Origin of the sequence: Saccharopolyspora gregorii (assembly GCF_024734405.1) — a bacterium.
In the GTDB taxonomy this organism is placed as follows: domain Bacteria; phylum Actinomycetota; class Actinomycetes; order Mycobacteriales; family Pseudonocardiaceae; genus Saccharopolyspora_C; species Saccharopolyspora_C gregorii.
Genome location: NZ_CP059556.1, coordinates 578,287 through 594,562 on the forward strand (window position 1 = coordinate 578,287; position 16,276 = coordinate 594,562).

The window sequence follows — 16,276 nt, forward strand, 5'->3', positions numbered from 1 at the left end:
ACAGGTCTCTGGTGACACCCAGGACGTGCCGGTTCCCCGGCCAGATCGGGGATTCCGACCCGGCACGGTTCCGATGGGCTCCCCGGAGGAACACGGGGTCCGCACCGAGATTCCGACGCGAACGACGACGAGGTAGATCCGTGCGCACGTACAGCCCGAAGGCCGGCGAGGTGACCCGCGCCTGGCATGTCATCGACGCCGAGGACGTGGTGCTCGGCCGGCTGTCCACCCAGGCCGCCCTGCTGCTGCGCGGCAAGCACAAGCCGACTTACGCCCCGCACATCGACACCGGCGACTTCGTCGTCATCGTCAACGCTGAGAAGGTGGCGCTGACCGGCAAGAAGCGCGAGCAGGCGTTCCACTACCGGCACAGCGGTTACCCGGGCGGTCTGCGCAAGCAGTCCCTGGGGCAGGTTCTGGACTCGAAGCACCCGGAGCGCGTGCTCGAGAAGGCCATCAAGGGCATGCTGCCGAAGAACAAGCTCGGCCGGGCCATGGGCAAGAAGCTCAAGGTCTACGCAGGCCCGGAGCACCCCCACGCGGCCCAGAACCCGCAGCCGTACCAGATCAACGCGAAGGTCGAGAAGTGACCGAGGGACCCGAGGACCAGCCAGTGACCACTCCTGCTCCGGAGGAGACTCCGGTTATCGAGACCGTCGGCGAGGACGTCGTCGAGAACATCGGCGAGCACTTCGCCGAGAACACCGAGGTCGACGCGGACGTCGAGACCGACGTCGAGGACGCGCCTCAGGAGTTCGCGCCGATCCCGTCCGGCCGCGCCGTGCAGACCGTCGGCCGCCGCAAGGAGGCGATCGTCCGCGTGCGCCTGACCTCCGGCAACGGTGGGTTCAAGCTGAACGGCAAGGCGCTCGAGGACTACTTCCCGAACAAGGTCCACCAGCAGATCGTGAAGGAACCGCTGGTTCTCGTGGAGCGCGCCGAGGGCTTCGACGTGCACGCGAACCTCAACGGCGGTGGCCCCTCCGGTCAGGCCGGTGCGCTGCGCATGGCCATCGCGCGCGCGCTGGTCGAGCTGGAGGCGGACGACCGCCCGGCGCTGAAGAAGGCCGGCATGCTCACCCGCGACCCGCGGGAGAAGGAGCGCAAGAAGTACGGCCTCAAGAAGGCCCGCAAGGCTCCGCAGTACAGCAAGCGCTGACCTTTCGTACGATTCACGGGAGCAGCCGTGGCGTCCGCGCGACGCCGGGGCTGCTCCCGTGATCTTTTTCCGGGCCGGGTCCGGCCTGACAGTGGCCCTGCCGTCGATCCAGGAGGATTCGCTGCACATGTCCCGGCTGTTCGGCACCGACGGGGTGCGAGGTCTTGCGAATTCGGACCTCACGCCGGAACTGGCGTTGTCCGTGGCGGCCGCGGCGGCCCGCGTGCTCTACGACCGCGACGACTCCCGGCGCCGGGTGGCGCTGGTCGGCCGCGATCCGCGGGCCAGCGGCGAGATGCTGGAGGCGGCGGTCACCGCGGGGCTGACCTCGGCGGGCATGGACGTGCTGCGGGTCGGCGTGCTGCCGACGCCCGCGGTCGCCTACCTGGTCGGTGAGCTGGGCGCCGACATCGGCGTGATGATCTCCGCCTCGCACAACCCGATGCCGGACAACGGGATCAAGCTGTTCGCCGCGGGCGGCCACAAGCTGCCGGACGCGGTGGAGGACGAGATCGCCGCGCGCCTCGACGAGGACGTGCAGCGCCCCACCGGCGAGCACGTGGGCCGGGTGCGGGACGTGCCGGACGCGGTGCAGCGCTACGTGGACCACCTGCTGGTGGCGACGCCGCAGCGGCTGGACGGCATCCGCGTCGTGGTGGACTGCGCGAACGGCGCGGCCTCCGGTGCGGCCCCCGAGGCCTACCGGCGCGCGGGCGCGGACGTGATCGCGCTGCACGCCGACCCGGACGGCATCAACATCAACGACGGCGTCGGCTCGACCCACCTGGACAACGTGCGGGCCGCGGTGCTGGAGCACGGCGCCGACCTGGGCATCGCGCACGACGGCGACGCGGACCGCTGCCTGGCGGTCGACGCGGCCGGGCAGGTCGTGGACGGCGACCAGATCCTCGCGGTGCTCGCGGTGGCGATGAAGGAGTCCGGCGAACTCGCCGACGACACGCTGGTCGCGACCGTGATGAGCAACCTGGGCCTGCACCTGGCGATGCGCGACCACGGCGTGAAGCTGCGCACCACCAAGGTCGGCGACCGCTACGTGCTGGAGGAGCTGCGCGCCGGCGGGTTCTCGCTGGGCGGCGAGCAGTCCGGGCACGTGGTGCTCCCGGGGCACGCCACCACCGGTGACGGGCTGCTCACGGCGCTGCGGCTGATGGGCCGGATGGCCGCGACCGGCGAGCCGCTGGCCGAGCTGGCGACCACGATGCGCCGGCTGCCGCAGGTGCTGGTGAACGTGCGAGTGGTGGACAAGGCGCAGGCCGTCTCGGCTCCCTCCGTGTCCGACGCCGTCGCGGTCGCGGAGGCCGAACTCGGTGAGCAGGGCCGGGTGCTGCTTCGCCCGTCCGGTACCGAACAGCTCGTGCGGGTGATGGTGGAGGCGCCGAGCGAGGCGATCGCCGACGCCACCGCGCAACGGCTCGCCGGGGTCGTTGCTGCCATCCGGTGAAGCTGTGATCCAGGTCTCCCCGCGCGGGCAGATGTGTGAGACGCTGCTCACATGGGTGCCATCGTCGTCGCCATCATCGTCGGACTCGTCGCGGTCGGGCTCGTCATCGCCGTCCTCGTGTTCTCCGCTCTCGGCATCGCCGGGACCAAGGCCATCAACGCCGTGCACGACGGCGGTCAGTGGTGGGTGAACCGGCGGGCGCGCCGACATGGCTGAGCGGGTGCGCGCGGCGCGCGGGGAGTGGCTCGCGAACGTGGTCATGCTCGTGCTGCTGCCGCTGGCCGGGATGGTGCTGGCGGTGATCCTCGCGATGGTGATCATCTCGTACTGAGCGGCGGTGCGGCAGGCCCGCCGGGCGGCCGCGAGCCGCCGGAGGTCCGGGCGATACCTTGGGCGCGAGCCGAAGGGGGACCCCGTGTACTGGATTTTTCTGCTCGTGAGCATTCTCGTCGGCGCTGGGGCCGGCGCGCTGGCCGCGGCGCTCGTGGTGAAGGTGAAGCTCGACCAGCTGACGCCGAAGCCCGGCCCCCAGCAGCAGTTCGGCCCACCGTTCCCGCAGCCCTACCCGCAAGCCCAGGGGCCGCAGCCGCAAGGACCGCCGTCGCAGCCGTTCCCGACGGCCCAGCCGCAGCAGTTCGGCCAGCCCTTCCCGCAGTCGCAGCCGTTCCCGCAGCAGGCCCCGCCGCAGCCCTACCCGCCGCAGGGGCCCTACCCGCCGCGGTGAGCCTTCGCGTATGCAAGGAGATCATCGGATCCCGCCCGTGCGCCGCTCCCGCCTGCCAGGGTGAGGAACCTGGCGCCACCACCTGACGTCGCATTCCGTGCGCGCGTCGGTGGGGGCGTGAAGTGCGAGGAGGGGCAACGATGTCAGGTTTCGGGACGAACTCGGGGGAGTTGGTCGCCGCCGGCAACAGCATCCGGGGTACGGCGGACCCGGTGCGCGACGAGCACGCCAAGAAGGTCGGGGAGCTCGGTCTGGGGGCCGAGGACTTCGGGCGCGTGCACCAGCAGGCCTTCGGCGGCTACCAGGAGGCGATGACCAAGCTGTCGAAGTGCGTCTCCTCGATGGCAGACGCCATGGACGACTTCGCCGGGAAGCTGGAGAAGACCGGGCAGGGTTACGACTGGTCCGACGCTGATGCGGCGGAGACCGTCGGGAAGTCGGGGAACAGCTGATGGCCGACGAGCAGAAGTTCCCCTCCGTCGACGAAGTCAAAGCCATCATGGACGACAGCTCGGTCTCCGAGGACGCCAAGGTGACCTTGCTCCTCGACTACCGGCGTTCGGGCGGTGACGACCCGAACGACGTGCTCGACGCGTACATGACGAAGTACGACAACGGCGCCGGGGTGCAGCAGGTGCCGTACGAGAGCGGTGGCACCAGCACCAGCCAGCGCGTCAAGGATTCCTACGCCGGGGCGAAGAAGCAGGCTGACGAGGGCGCACAGGCGCGCCGCGAGCACGGCGAGGCGATCGAGAACGGCAAGTCCACGATCGGTGACACCCAGCGCCGCGCTGACAACGGGGAAGGCGCGGGCGCGGCGGATTCCGATCAGCTGCTCAACGCGGGTGCTCCGGGGCTGAGCCTGCTGATCGACCTCGTGAAGCTGTACGGGAAGATCAAGAGCATCAAGCACGCCGGCGTCGGGGTCGGCGACGAGGCGAAGGTCAAGGCCCGCTACGACGAGCAGCGCGACATCAAGTTCGCCAAGTTCGACCAGATCATCGGTGACCTGGAGAAGGCCGACCGCGGTACCGGGGAAGCGTACAGCGCGATGTCCGACCGGCTGGGGCAGTTGCGGCAGGGGTGGACCGGCGCCGCCTCGGAGAGCGCGCAAGGGTTCTTCGACGAGAAGTTCACGCCGACCGCCCAGGATCGCGTGATCGAGCGGCTGCGCACGTCGGCGCAGGTCACGAAGGAGTCGATCAAGGCCGTCGGCGATCTGTGCCGGGAGAAGGCCCGCTTCGTCCTCGAACAGGACGGGCGGCGTGCGGCGGTCTTCCAGCACAAGAGCATCCCGGACTGGGAGGTCACCATCGACCTCGCCAACGGGAACGACGACGACCTGGTGATCCGCAAGGTCGCGAGCATCTGGCAGATACCGATCGACGAGAGCTGCGGCGACGCCGACGGAGCGACGAAGGATGCGGCCAGGAACAAGGCCAACTCGGTGGTCCTGCAGTTCGCCGAGTCCATCGAGACGGAGTGGAAGAACTTCGTCCAGAAGTGCGATGACACCAAGACCGCCGTGGACGACGCGTGGAAGAAGCTGAACGAGGAGCTCGGCAAGGCCGAGGAGAACCCGTTCAGCAACCCCGGTCCGGCGCAGGACGAGTCCGGTCCGCAGGGGTCTGACCAGCAAGGCGCAGGTCAACAGGGCCCTGGCGGCTCGCCGGGCGGCTCTCCCGGCGGCTCTCCGGGTGGTTCGCCCGGTGGTTCCCCCGGTGGTTCGCCTGGTGGTTCCCCGGGTGGTTCGCCCGGCGGCGCGCCTTCGATGCCGGAGACGCCGGCGATGCCCGAGACCCCGAAGCCGCCGGAGCCCCCCGAGACGCCCGAGGTGCCGGGCATGCCGCAGCCCGGCGCGGACGGTTCGGGCGGACCGGGAGCCGGCGAGCCCGCGGTGGAGACGATCGGCGAGGGCGAGAACGCCGTGCAGGTCCAGGAACCGGACCAGCAGGGCACCTCGAAGGTCACGATCATCGGCGAGGACGGGCAGCCGAAGACCTACGACGTGCGGTTCGGCCCCGAGGGCGGTCTGCCGGGCGTGGGCACGAACCCGACCCCCGGCACGATGCCGGGGCAGGCGGGCCTGCCCGGCGTGAGCACCCAGCCCGCCCCGGGCCCGGCGCCCGGTGAAGGTGGTCTGCCGGGCGTCGGCACGAATCCCGCCCCGGGCGCGATGCCGGGTGCGCCGGACCCCGCCCAGCAACCGGGCATCCCGGTCCAGCCGGGCGAGGACGGCAAGGCGGTGATCCACGAGGGCGACCGCACGATCACCTTGGAACGGGCCCCGGACGGCAGCATCCGCGTCGACGTGGACAACGGGCCCGGCCGGCCGCCGGTGCAGCAGACCGTCGACTTCGCCGGGGACACCGCTGGTGCCGAGCAGCGGCTCGACGCGGTGCCGGGCGCGGTGCCCGGGCCGGCTCCGGCCGAGCCGCCCGCGATGCCGGGGGCGGAGCCGGACGCCGCGGCGAGCGCACCGGTCGGCCGCGATCCGGTCGCCGGATTCGATCCGTCGACGCCGGTCGGCACGCCACCGCAGGTCGGCGGCTACGAACCGCCCGCTTCCGGCGGGACCGCGCCGGTGGCACCGGCGGCGTACGCGGCGTCGACCGATTCGCCGCCGGACCCGCTGACCCCCGCGCCGACCGCTCCGCAGTCGGCCGGGCTGGGGTTGGCGAGCGCGTTCACCGGCGACCACGTGCCCGGTTCGTTCACGACGATGTCCGGGCAGCTGTTCTCCGGTGACCTCGCCGATCCGCCGCCCGCGCACCCAGGCCCGTTCGGGGACGCCCAGCCGCAGGCCGGCGCGACCAGGATGGCCAGCGCGGACGACGCGGCTTCCGGCAGTTCGCAGGGCGCCACCGGGCTCGGCACCATGGGCGACCCGGCGGGCGGGCAGGGTGCCGCGCAGCAGTCCGGCGGCATGGGCGGCGGCATGATGGGCGGCATGGGTGGCATGGGCGGCGGCCAGCAGGGCGGCGGCTCGGGTGATCAGGAACGGACGAACTCCAGCCCGTGGCGCACCCAGGGGCAGCTGTTCGACGACGGCGTGGACGAGTCCGGTGCCCGGCACCGGGCGGTGTTCGGCGAGGACCGGCGGGGATGAGCGTGACGCAGGGGAGTGCGGGCTGAGATGAGCACCGAGACACCGGCGGCACGCGCCTTCCGGGAGTCGATGACCAAGCTGGTCAGCGACGACGTGAACCGCAGCCACGAGCTCACCCGGAGTTCCCGGGAGAGCGCGGAGAAGGCCAAGGCGGGCATCGAGAGCACGGTCGCCACGGCGAAGAAGATGGCGGAGCGGGTCCGGGAGCGGGCCCAGCGCGAGAACGCCGAGCGCAACCGGGTCGCGGAGATCGACGTGGGCCTCCCGGACGACGAGGAGGAGTACACCGATCCGCCGCCCCGGCCGGTCGAGCAGCAGGACCGCAAGCCGCGCCCGGAACCGGTGGCGCCGGAGCCGCGGGGCTGGCAGCAGCCGCCGCCGCGGCCCGCACCGCGACCGGCGTCCCGCCGCCGCCCGGTCGTCCAGGACGACGAGGACGACGACTTCTCGAACCGCACCTGGCTGAGGTGAGCACCGGGCCGCGTCCCCGCCGGGGCGCGGCCCGATCTCATCGGCTCACCTGTGCGACCAGGGCGCTGGTCGCGCCGCCACGCTCCTGCTGATCGCGGGGACGAAGGAGAGCAGCGTCGCCGCCAGGCCGATCACGAGGAGAGCGGTGAAGCGGTTGTCGAAGAAGTGCCCGATGCCGAACCGGAACCCGCCGTGCACCAGGTCGTGCATCTCGTAGGCGGCGCTCATGAGGTAGGCGAGACCGCTCGCGGCCGCCGGGCCGACGGCGAGGATCCGCGCGGCGGGGTTGCGCGCGAAGCAGAGGATCGCGGCGACGAGGGCGACCAGCCCGCCCGGCACGATCAGGGCGCCGCGCGCGATCGCCAGGACGTTGTTCAACCCCGCCTGGGCCTGGCCGGACACGACGACGCGGCCGGCTCCGACGCTGTCGATGATCGAGGTGGTGCCGTCCACGATGAAGAAGATCCCGACCACGCACAGCACCACGCCGTAGGCGATGCGCGGCCGGTTCGAAGCCGGGCGCCACGGCGGACCGGACGGGCGAGGTCGCATCGGCGGTGGCCCGTACCCCCACTGCCCACCCGGGCCGGGCGGAGGTAGCCCGTACCCCCACTGCCCACCCGGGCCGGGCGGGGGCGGCGTGCCGTGCGGGAAGGGTGGTCCTGGCGGTCGCTGCGGAACGTTCACGAGCGGTGATTCTCGCTGCCGCGCCGCCGCCGCGAGGCGTTTCCGGCTGATCGCCGGCCGGAACTCAGGCGGTGAGGGCCGCGCTGCGGGTCCGGGCTTCGTCGATTGTGGCGCCGGAGACGTCGGAGTCGAGCAGCGCGCCCCACCGCCCGTCCCCGTCGAGGTGGCGGAGCAGGAACGCGGTGAGCAGCGCGCGGGCGGTGCGCTGGGTGCGGTACTCGGCCTTGCCGTGCAGCACGAGTTCCGTCCAGTGCCTGCCCTCGGTGAACCCGAGGTGGCTGGCCTTCGGCAGGGTGCGCAGCTGCACCGGCCCGCCCCAGGCGGCGGCGATCGGTTCGGCGTTGGCGACGGACGGCGCGAGCAGGTCCTTGCCGCCGGTGAGGTGCAGTCCGGGCGCGGTGACGCGGTGCGCGGCGGCCAGCGCCGAGGGCATCGTCTCGGTGACGGCGAAGGTGCCGACGGCGCGGACGCGCGGGTCGTCGGCGGCGGCGAGCACGGCGCTGCCCCCGCCGAGCGCGTGCCCGGCGACGGCGAGCTTGCGGTCGTCGACGCTGAGCTGCCCGTCACCGAGCCGCACGCCGGTGCAGATGTCGAGCGCGGTGCGCAGGTCCGCGGCCAGCATCCGGTGCGAGGCCAGCGGCCCGCGCTGGGTGCCGGGCGCGGCGGCGACGATCCCCCAGGAGGCCAGGTGGCGCAGCAGTCCCGCGTACCGGCGGGGCGACTGCAACCAGCCGTGGCCGAACGCGACGGCGGGCAGTCCGCGCCCGCTGCGCGGCGTGCACACGATGCCGGGCAGGCCGACCAGCGCGAGATCGCCGTGCAGCACCTCGTGCGGCCCGCGGTGGGACAGTTCTTCCAACGCCTTCTTGGCATTCCGCGCCATGGTGGGTCACGGTAGCCGACGCGGGCGCGACCGCGCCCACGCGAGGTGCGCGGTTCGTCACGTGGCGGATGCCTCGCTCGCGGCCGCCGGGCCGGCGCACCGCCGGAACTCCCCAGGCGGGGACCGCGACCGCGGGTGCCGGGACCGGGCGCGGGCCGTTGACCGGCGGTGATGGGCGTCGCCGGGTCGTGGCGGCGGGGTTCGCGCCGTCAGGTGCGGCTGCCCTGCCCGTTCTGAGGCGTTCGGCGGCGGTGGCTACGCTGACTCGGGTGTGCGGCATCGTGGGTTACGTAGGACATCGTCAGGCGCTGGACGTGGTGCTGGACGGGCTCAGGCGGCTTGAGTACCGGGGTTACGACTCGGCGGGCGTCGCGATGCTCGACGGCGCGGGCGGTCTCGCGGTCGAGCGGGCGGCGGGGGCGCTGTCGAACCTGGAGGGCAAGCTCGCCGGGCAGGACGGTTCGCGGTTCGCGGCGACCAGCGGCATGGGCCACACCCGGTGGGCGACGCACGGTGCGCCGACCGACCGCAACGCGCACCCGCACCGGGACGCGGCGGGCAAGGTCGCGGTGGTGCACAACGGCATCATCGAGAACTTCGCCGCGCTGCGCGCCGAGCTGGAGTCCGCGGGCGTGGAGATGGCCAGCGAGACCGACACCGAGACCGCGGCGCACCTGGTGGCCGCCGCGTACGCCTCCGGTCCGACCGCGGGTGACCTGAGCGCCAGCACCCGCGCGGTGGCGCGCCGGTTGGAGGGCGCGTTCACGCTGCTGGTCACGCACGCCGACGTGCCGGACGAGATCGTGGCGGCGCGCCGCTCCTCGCCGCTGGTGGTGGGCGTCGGCGAGGGGGAGCACTTCCTGGCCTCGGACGTGGCCGCGTTCATCGAGCACACCCGGGACGCGGTGGAGCTCGGCCAGGACCAGGTCGTCACGATCGACCGCGCCGGCTACCGGGTCACCGACTTCGACGGCGTCGAGGTGCAGGCGAAGCCGTTCACGGTGGACTGGGACCTGTCGGCCGCCGAGAAGGGCGGCCACGACTACTTCATGCTCAAGGAGATCGAGGAGCAGCCCGAGGCGCTGGAGAACACGCTGCGCGGGCACTTCTCGGGCGGCGGCATCGTCCTCGACGAGCAGCGGATGACCGAGCAGGACCTGAGGGACATCGACAAGGTCTTCGTCGTCGCCTGCGGCACCGCCTACCACTCGGGCCTGCTGGCGAAGTACGCCATCGAGCACTGGTGCCGCATCCCGGTCGAGGTGGAGCTGGCCAGCGAGTTCCGCTACCGCGACCCGGTGCTGGGCCGCGACACCCTGGTGGTGGCGATCTCCCAGTCCGGCGAGACCGCGGACACCCTGGAGGCGGTGCGGCACGCGCGCACCCAGCGGGCCCGGGTGCTGGCCATCTGCAACACCAACGGCGCGCAGATCCCGCGCGAGTCGGACGCGGTGCTCTACACCCACGCCGGCCCGGAGATCGGGGTGGCGGCGACGAAGACGTTCCTGGCGCAGATCACCGCGAACTACCTGGTGGGGCTGGCGTTGGCGCAGGCGCGCGGCACGAAGTACTCGGACGAGGTGGCGCGCGAGTTCGAGGAGCTCGCCGCGATGCCGCAGGCCGTCCGGCAGACGCTGTCCACCGTGGACCAGGTGCGCACGCTGGGCCGGGAGCTGGCCGACTCGAAGGCGGTGCTGTTCCTGGGCCGCCACGTCGGCTACCCGGTGGCGCTGGAGGGCGCGCTGAAGCTCAAGGAGCTCGCCTACATGCACGCGGAGGGCTTCGCGGCGGGCGAGCTCAAGCACGGGCCGATCGCGCTGATCGAGGACCGGCTGCCGGTGGTCGTGGTGATGCCGTCGGCGAAGGGCCGGGCGCTGCTGCACTCGAAGATGCTGTCCAACATCCGCGAGATCCAGGCCCGCGGCGCCCGCACCATCGTCATCGCCGAGGAGGGCGACGAGGCGGTGCGCCCGTTCGCGGACGAGCTGATCGAGATCCCCGCGGTGGCGACGCTGCTGCAGCCGCTGGTGTCCACGGTCCCGCTGCAGGTGCTGGCGGCGGAGATCGCCCGGGCGCGCGGCTACGACGTGGACAAGCCCCGCAACCTCGCCAAGTCCGTCACGGTGGAGTGATCCACCGGCGCTGATCGGGCCGCTCGACCGCTGGTCGGGCGGCCCTTCTCGTCCGATGGGCGATGATCGGGTAGGACGGTGCCAGGCCGCGAACGGACGGTGCCAGCCGCGAACAGGAGGTCGCCCGTGCAGGGAGCGTGGACCCCGGACCAGGTCCGGGACGCCGAGCGCAGCGTGTTCACCAGCACCCCGGAACCGGTGGTGATGCGCCGCGCCGCGTTCGCGGTGGCGGTGCACGGCGCCCGGCTGCTGGCGGAGACCGCGGGCGCGGTCGCGGGCAGGCACGTGGTGCTGCTGGTGGGGGCGGGCGGCAACGGTGGCGACGCGCTGTGGGCCGGGGTGGAGTTCCGGCGCCGCGGTGCGGGTGTGACCGCGCTGCTGCTGTCCCCGGACAAGGCGCACCCGGCGGGTTCGGCGGCGCTGCGCCGCGCGGGCGGCGTGCTCGTGGACGCGGCGGGTCCGGGAGCGGACACCGCCGGGGTCGGCGCGGCCGCCGCGGGTGCGCTGGAGCGCGCGGACCTGGTGGTCGACGGGATCGTGGGGCTCTCGGCGCGGGGAAGCCTGCGTCCGCTGGCCGCGGAGCTGGTGTCCCGGGTGGCGGCGCCGGTGGTGGCGGTGGACCTGCCCTCCGGCGTCGACCCGATCACCGGTGCGGTGGACGGGCCCGCGGTGGACGCGGACCTGACGGTGACGTTCGGCGGCCGCAAGCCGGGCCACGTGCTCGGCACCGGGTCGGTGCGGTCGGGTGCGGTGGTGGTGGCAGGCATCGGCGTGGCCGAGCACCTGCCGGAGCCGGACCTGTTCGTGCTGGACGCGGCGGACGTGGGCGCGGGCTGGCCGGTCCCGCGGCCGCAGGACGACAAGTACTCGCAGGGCGTGGTGGGCGTCGCCGCCGGTTCCGCGACGTACCCGGGTGCGGCGGTGCTGGCGACCGGCTCGGCCGTGCAGGCGACCTCGGGCATGGTGCGCTACGCGGGTTCGGCGGCGGACCTGGTGCGCTCGCACTGGCCGGAGGTGGTGGCCACCGGCTCGATCACCGACGCCGGCCGGGTGCAGGCGTGGGCGGTCGGGCCGGGCATCGGCACCGGCGCCAGCGGCCGCGAGGTGCTGCGGCACGCGCTGGAGTCGGGGCGGCCGGTGTGCGCGGACGCCGACTCGATCACCCTGCTCGCGGAGGACCCGACGCTGTGGGACGCGCGGGACCCGGACGCGGCGGTGGTGCTGACGCCGCACGCCGGGGAGTTCCAGCGGCTCGCGGGCGAGGTCGGTGCGGACCGGGTCGCCGCGGCGCGGGAGGTGGCGCGGCGCTTCGACGTGGTGCTGCTGCTCAAGGGCAACACGACGGTGGTGGCGGCCCCGGACGGCCGGGTGCTGGTGAACCCCTCGGTGCACGCCTGGCCCGCCACCGCCGGATCGGGTGATGTGCTGACCGGGTTGATCGGCGCGCTGCTGGCGGCGGGCATCGATCCGTGGCTGGCCTGCGGCTACGCGGCCCACGCGCACGCGCTGGCGGCCGAGCTCGCCGCGTTCGGGCCGGAGGCCGGGGACGATCCGGTGGGTGCCCCGATCGGCGCGTCGGCGCTGCTCAGGTCGGTTCCGGCGGCGATCCGGGCGCTCCGCGCGAGCTGACGGGCCGGTCCGGGTCCGGCGTTGATCTCGGGGCGGGGGTGGGTCACATGTGCGGGCCTTCGTCCGGTTTCCGTGTGCGACGATGTGCGCGCCATGACCGAACAGCCCGTGCACCGCGCCGACCTGCGCATTGACGTCGACGCGCTCCGCAACAACGTCGCCCTGCTGGCCGAGCGCGCCCGGCGTTCCGGTGCTCGCACGATGGTGGTGGTGAAGTCCGACGGCTACGGCCACGGCGCCGCGACCGTCGCGCGCGCCGCGCTGTCCGCGGGCGCCTCCGAGCTGGGCGTGGCCGCGATCGGCGAGGCGCTGCGGCTGCGCGCGGACGGCATCACCGCGCCGCTGCTGTGCTGGCTGCACGCCCCGGGCGACGACTTCGACGCGGCCGTCGCCGCGGACGTGCAGCTCGGCGTCTCCTCGGAGGCGGAGCTGCACGCGATCGCCGCGGCCGCGCAGGCGCGGTCGACGACCGCCCGGGTGCACCTCAAGATCGATACCGGGTTGAGCCGCAACGGCTGCCCACCGGAGCTGTGGCCGTCGCTGGTGGAGCGGGCGGCGAAGGCGCAGGCCGCGGGTGTGGTCGAGGTCGTGGCCGTGTGGTCGCACCTGGCGTGCGCCGACGAGCTCGGGCACCCGTCGATCGACGCGCAGGCCGCTCGCTTCGACGCGGCCTACCGGCAGGCGCGCGCCGCCGGGCTCGACCCGATCCGGCACCTGGCGAACTCGGCGGCGGTGCTGACCCGCCCCGACCTGCACTTCGAGCTGGTGCGCCCCGGCATCGCCGCCTACGGGCTGGACCCGGTGCCGCAGGACGGCGACCACGGGCTGGTCCCGGCGATGACGTTCCGCTCCACCGTGGTGCTGACCAAGCGGGTCGCCGCGGGCGAGAGCGTGTCCTACGGCCACCGGTGGACCGCGGACCGCCCGTGCACGCTGGCGCTGGTCCCGGTCGGCTACGCCGACGGCGTGCCGCGCAGCCTCTCCGGCCGGATGGACGTGTGGCTGGCGGGCCGCCGCCGTCCCGTCGTGGGCCGGGTGTGCATGGACCAGCTGGTGGTGCGCTGCGACGACGACCCGGTCGCCGCGGGCGACGAGGTGGTGCTGTTCGGCGCCGGTGAGCAGGGCGCGCCGACCGCCGCGGAGTGGGCGGAGGCGCTCGGCACGATCCACTACGAGATCGTCACCGGCATGTACCGGCCGCGGGTGACGCGCACCGCGGTGGGGACGGAGGCGACATGAGACCGGTGTGGCAGGCGCTCGCCTGGACCAGCGGGGTGCTCGGGGCCGCGGTGACCGGTGCGGTCGTCGGCGTCGCCGCGCACAGCTCGCGCATCGCCACCCAGCGCCAGGACGAGGACGACCCGCACGCCGAGGAATCGCTGGGCAAGCTGCGACCGGACCGGCAGTCCACGGTCGCCGCCGACGACGGCGTCCCGCTCGCGGTGCAGGAGATCAAACCGGCGGACGGCGGGCACGCCGACCTGACGGTGGTGCTGGTGCACGGCTACGCGCTGGATTCGCGATGTTGGCACTTCCAGCGCCGCGACCTGCCGAAGATGACCGATCCGCGGGTGCGGGTGGTGCAGTACGACCAGCGCAGCCACGGCCGCTCCGGGCATTCCTCGCGGCGCGGCAGCACGATCGAGCAGCTCGGCAAGGACCTGGACGCGGTGGTGCGGGCGACCGCGCGGCGCGGGCCGGTGGTGCTGGTGGGGCATTCGATGGGCGGCATGGCGATCATGGCGCTGGCCGAGCAGCGGCCGAAGCTGTTCCGGGACCGGGTGTGCGCGGTGGCGTTCATGAGCACCTCGGCCGGGGAGATCGGCGCCTCCGGCTTGCCGAAGCCGTGGCTGTCCCGGCACAACCCGCTGACCCGCGGCCTGGGCGTGATCGCCGGGTTGCAGCCGGAGCTGGTGGAGCGGGTGCGGCGCACCGGCGGGCAGCTGGCGTGGAGCATCGTGCGGGCGCTGTCGTTCGGCGACCGCGAGGTCAGCCCGTCGCTGGTGGACCTGATGAACAAGATGATCTCGGCGACCACGGTCGAGGTGGTCACGGACTTCCTGGAGACGCTCGGTTCGCACGACCGCAAGGCCGCGCTGGCCGGGCTGCGGCACACCGAGGTGCTGGTGCTCAGCGGCGATCTGGACCGGATGACGCCGTTCTCGCACTCCGAGGTGATCGCCGGGGAGCTGCCGGACGCCGAGCTGGTGCGGGTGGAAGGCGCCGGGCACATGGCGATGCTGGAGCGGGACGAGCTGGTGACCGGGCACCTGGAGGCGCTGATCAGGCGCGGTGCCCGCCGCGCCGCGGAGGGCGAGACGAAGGTGGGCGGCCGGTCATGAGCACCGTCGAGTTGGCGACTCCGGAAGCGGCGCTGGAGTTCGGCAGGCGCCTCGGCGCCGGCCTGCGCGCGGGTGATCTGGTGGTCCTGGACGGCCCGCTGGGCGCGGGCAAGACCGTGCTGGCGAAGGGCATCGCCGCGGGCATGGGCGTGACGGGCCAGGTCACCTCGCCGACGTTCGTGATCGCCCGGGTGCACCACCCGGCGGCGGACGGGCCGCCGCTGGTGCACGTGGACGCCTACCGGCTGGGCGGCCTGGAGGACGTGGACGACCTGGACTTGGACACCGACCTCACCGATGCGGTGGTGGTCGTGGAGTGGGGCGCGGAGGTCGCGGACCGGCTCGCCGACGAGTTCCTGCTGATCAGGCTGCACCGCCGCGCCGATGACGTGCGCGAGGCGGAGCTGGAGCCGCACGGCGCGGACTGGCCGCAGCGCTTGGCCGCGGTCCGCGGCTGACCGCGCGAGGGATGCTCCTGCGATTCACCGGCGGGACCGTTCCCGCCCCGATCTCCCGGTAGGAAGGGTGCGGGCGGCACCGCGCCGCGGGTGCGGCCTCCGCGGCGACGGCGTCCACCCGCCCGTGCGGTGACCGGTGGGGCCGAGCGCGGTCCCACCGCCGCGGTGCGCGGATTCGGACGGTGCGGAGGGGCGCTCGGTGGTCGAGCACGTGATGGGCTTGCCGGTGCCGGTCCTGCTGGTGGTGGCGGCGGTGGTGCTGGTGCTGGAGTCGGGTTCGCCGCTGGGCGTGCTGCTGCCGGGTCCGCCGATGCTGCTCGCGCTGGGGCTGCTGTCCCGGCAGGGGGCGGTGCTGCTGGTGCGGCGGCGCCGGGCCGCGCGGATGGCGCGCTCAGGCGCCGTGTGAGGCGGTGCGCAGTTCGGCGGCGAGCTTCTCGGCGAGGCGTTGCATGAGCGGGACGAGGGTGTCGGTGGACATGCGGGTCATCCGCCCTTCGGGACCGCTGATGGAGATCGCGGCTCCGGCGGGCGCCCCGGGCAGGGCCACCGCGTAGCAGCGGACGCCGACCTCCCGCTCGCCGTCGTCGACGGCGTAGCCCTGCTCGCGGATGCGGGCGAGCTCGTCCTGCATGGCGCCGACGCTGGTGATGGTGCGTTCGGTCTGCGCGCGCATCCCGGAGCGTTCGAGCAGCTGCGCGACGCTGTCGGCGGCGAGGTCGGCGAGCACGGCCTTGCCGACGGCGGTGGCGTGCGCGTCGACGCGGCGGCCGACCTCGGTGAACATCCGCATCGAGTGCTGCGAGGGCACCTGGGCGACGTAGACGACCTGGTCGCCGTCGAGGACCGCCATGTTGGAGGTCTCCCCGGTGGCTTCGGTGAGTTCGGCGAGGTAGGGCCGCGCCCAGGACCCGAGCGACCGGCTGGCGGTCTCGCCGAGCCGGATCAGCCGCGGGCCGAGCGAGTAGCGCCGGGACGGCTGCTGGCGGGCGTATCCGCTGCTCACGAGGGTCCGCATGATCCGGTGGATGGTGGGCAGCGGCAGCCCGGAGGTCTCGGCGAGTTCGGAGAGCGCGACTTCGCCGCCCGCGTCCGCCATCAGTTCCAGCAGGTCGAAGGCGCGCTCGATGGACTGCACCCCTCCGCCTTGGTTGGCACGACGTGGCCCGGTCATCGCTGCGGTCCCTTCGGGTCGGTCTGGTGATCGAGTCTAGTCGGCGGTG

General features: G+C 73.5%; 18 protein-coding genes. 15 read left to right on the forward strand and 3 right to left on the reverse strand.

Annotation, left to right across the window (positions count from 1 at the left end):
- Nucleotides 1–140: 140 nt before the first annotated feature.
- The 9 genes from rplM to H1226_RS02640 all read left to right on the forward strand — a co-directional run bounded on the left by rplM (nucleotide 141) and on the right by H1226_RS02640 (nucleotide 6,925).
- On the forward strand, nucleotides 141–590 hold the full coding sequence (gene rplM / locus H1226_RS02600) for a 50S ribosomal protein L13 (protein WP_224956873.1): 450 nt from the start codon (nucleotides 141–143) through the stop codon (nucleotides 588–590).
- Nucleotides 591–613: 23 nt separating this feature from the next.
- Nucleotides 614–1,159 (forward strand): 30S ribosomal protein S9, encoded by a 546-nt coding sequence (rpsI, locus tag H1226_RS02605; protein ID WP_258345586.1) that lies wholly within the window; start codon nucleotides 614–616, stop codon nucleotides 1,157–1,159.
- Between the two features lie 127 nt (nucleotides 1,160–1,286).
- Nucleotides 1,287–2,621, forward strand: coding sequence for a phosphoglucosamine mutase (gene glmM / locus H1226_RS02610; protein ID WP_258349324.1), 1,335 nt, complete (start codon nucleotides 1,287–1,289; stop codon nucleotides 2,619–2,621).
- A gap of 51 nt (nucleotides 2,622–2,672) precedes the next feature.
- The gene (locus H1226_RS02615) at nucleotides 2,673–2,837 is read left to right on the forward strand and encodes a hypothetical protein (protein WP_258345587.1); all 165 of its coding nucleotides are present in this window, start codon (nucleotides 2,673–2,675) and stop codon (nucleotides 2,835–2,837) included.
- Nucleotides 2,830–2,952, forward strand: coding sequence for a hypothetical protein (locus H1226_RS02620; RefSeq protein WP_258345589.1), 123 nt, complete (start codon nucleotides 2,830–2,832; stop codon nucleotides 2,950–2,952). The genes H1226_RS02615 and H1226_RS02620 overlap by 8 nt, the downstream gene beginning before the upstream one ends.
- A 105-nt stretch (nucleotides 2,953–3,057) precedes the next feature.
- Nucleotides 3,058–3,345, forward strand: a complete 288-nt coding sequence (locus tag H1226_RS02625) for a hypothetical protein (RefSeq protein ID WP_258345590.1) — start codon at nucleotides 3,058–3,060, stop codon at nucleotides 3,343–3,345.
- A 140-nt stretch (nucleotides 3,346–3,485) separates the two neighbouring features.
- The gene (locus tag H1226_RS02630) at nucleotides 3,486–3,797 is read left to right on the forward strand and encodes a type VII secretion target (RefSeq protein ID WP_258345596.1); all 312 of its coding nucleotides are present in this window, start codon (nucleotides 3,486–3,488) and stop codon (nucleotides 3,795–3,797) included.
- On the forward strand, nucleotides 3,797–6,454 hold the full coding sequence (locus H1226_RS02635; protein ID WP_258349534.1) for a hypothetical protein: 2,658 nt from the start codon (nucleotides 3,797–3,799) through the stop codon (nucleotides 6,452–6,454). Before H1226_RS02630 ends, H1226_RS02635 begins: the two co-directional genes overlap by 1 nt.
- Before the next feature lie 27 nt (nucleotides 6,455–6,481).
- Nucleotides 6,482–6,925, forward strand: a complete 444-nt coding sequence (locus H1226_RS02640; protein ID WP_258345597.1) for a hypothetical protein — start codon at nucleotides 6,482–6,484, stop codon at nucleotides 6,923–6,925.
- Nucleotides 6,926–6,970: 45 nt separating this feature from the next.
- Here H1226_RS02640 and H1226_RS02645 read toward each other — a convergent pair whose 3' ends face one another.
- Both H1226_RS02645 and H1226_RS02650 read right to left on the reverse strand, forming a co-directional pair.
- Entirely contained in the window at nucleotides 6,971–7,477 is a 507-nt protein-coding gene (locus H1226_RS02645; protein ID WP_258349535.1) for a hypothetical protein, read from the reverse strand.
- A 199-nt stretch (nucleotides 7,478–7,676) separates the two neighbouring features.
- Entirely contained in the window at nucleotides 7,677–8,495 is an 819-nt protein-coding gene (locus H1226_RS02650) for a dienelactone hydrolase family protein (protein WP_258345599.1), read from the reverse strand.
- Nucleotides 8,496–8,764: 269 nt separating this feature from the next.
- Here H1226_RS02650 and glmS point away from each other — a divergent pair, with 269 nt between their 5' ends.
- The 6 genes from glmS to H1226_RS02680 all read left to right on the forward strand — a co-directional run bounded on the left by glmS (nucleotide 8,765) and on the right by H1226_RS02680 (nucleotide 15,462).
- Complete coding sequence (glmS, locus tag H1226_RS02655; protein ID WP_224956886.1) at nucleotides 8,765–10,627, forward strand: glutamine--fructose-6-phosphate transaminase (isomerizing); 1,863 nt, start codon at nucleotides 8,765–8,767, stop codon at nucleotides 10,625–10,627.
- A 126-nt stretch (nucleotides 10,628–10,753) separates the two neighbouring features.
- A complete protein-coding gene (locus tag H1226_RS02660) occupies nucleotides 10,754–12,256 on the forward strand; it encodes an NAD(P)H-hydrate dehydratase (RefSeq protein ID WP_258345604.1) in 1,503 nt (500 codons plus the stop codon).
- Between the two features lie 93 nt (nucleotides 12,257–12,349).
- Nucleotides 12,350–13,495, forward strand: a complete 1,146-nt coding sequence (gene alr / locus H1226_RS02665; protein ID WP_258345605.1) for an alanine racemase — start codon at nucleotides 12,350–12,352, stop codon at nucleotides 13,493–13,495.
- Nucleotides 13,492–14,598 carry an alpha/beta fold hydrolase gene (locus H1226_RS02670; protein WP_224956888.1) on the forward strand — a complete coding sequence of 369 codons (1,107 nt, stop codon included), beginning with the start codon at nucleotides 13,492–13,494 and terminating at the stop codon, nucleotides 14,596–14,598. The genes alr and H1226_RS02670 overlap by 4 nt, the downstream gene beginning before the upstream one ends.
- A complete protein-coding gene (tsaE, locus tag H1226_RS02675) occupies nucleotides 14,595–15,056 on the forward strand; it encodes a tRNA (adenosine(37)-N6)-threonylcarbamoyltransferase complex ATPase subunit type 1 TsaE (RefSeq protein WP_258345617.1) in 462 nt (153 codons plus the stop codon). The genes H1226_RS02670 and tsaE overlap by 4 nt, the downstream gene beginning before the upstream one ends.
- Before the next feature lie 199 nt (nucleotides 15,057–15,255).
- Nucleotides 15,256–15,462, forward strand: a complete 207-nt coding sequence (locus tag H1226_RS02680) for a hypothetical protein (RefSeq protein ID WP_258345620.1) — start codon at nucleotides 15,256–15,258, stop codon at nucleotides 15,460–15,462.
- Here the strand turns inward: H1226_RS02680 and H1226_RS02685 are convergent.
- The gene (locus H1226_RS02685) at nucleotides 15,448–16,227 is read right to left on the reverse strand and encodes an IclR family transcriptional regulator (RefSeq protein WP_224956891.1); all 780 of its coding nucleotides are present in this window, start codon (nucleotides 16,225–16,227) and stop codon (nucleotides 15,448–15,450) included. The genes H1226_RS02680 and H1226_RS02685 overlap by 15 nt on opposite strands.
- Nucleotides 16,228–16,276: the final 49 nt, after the last annotated feature.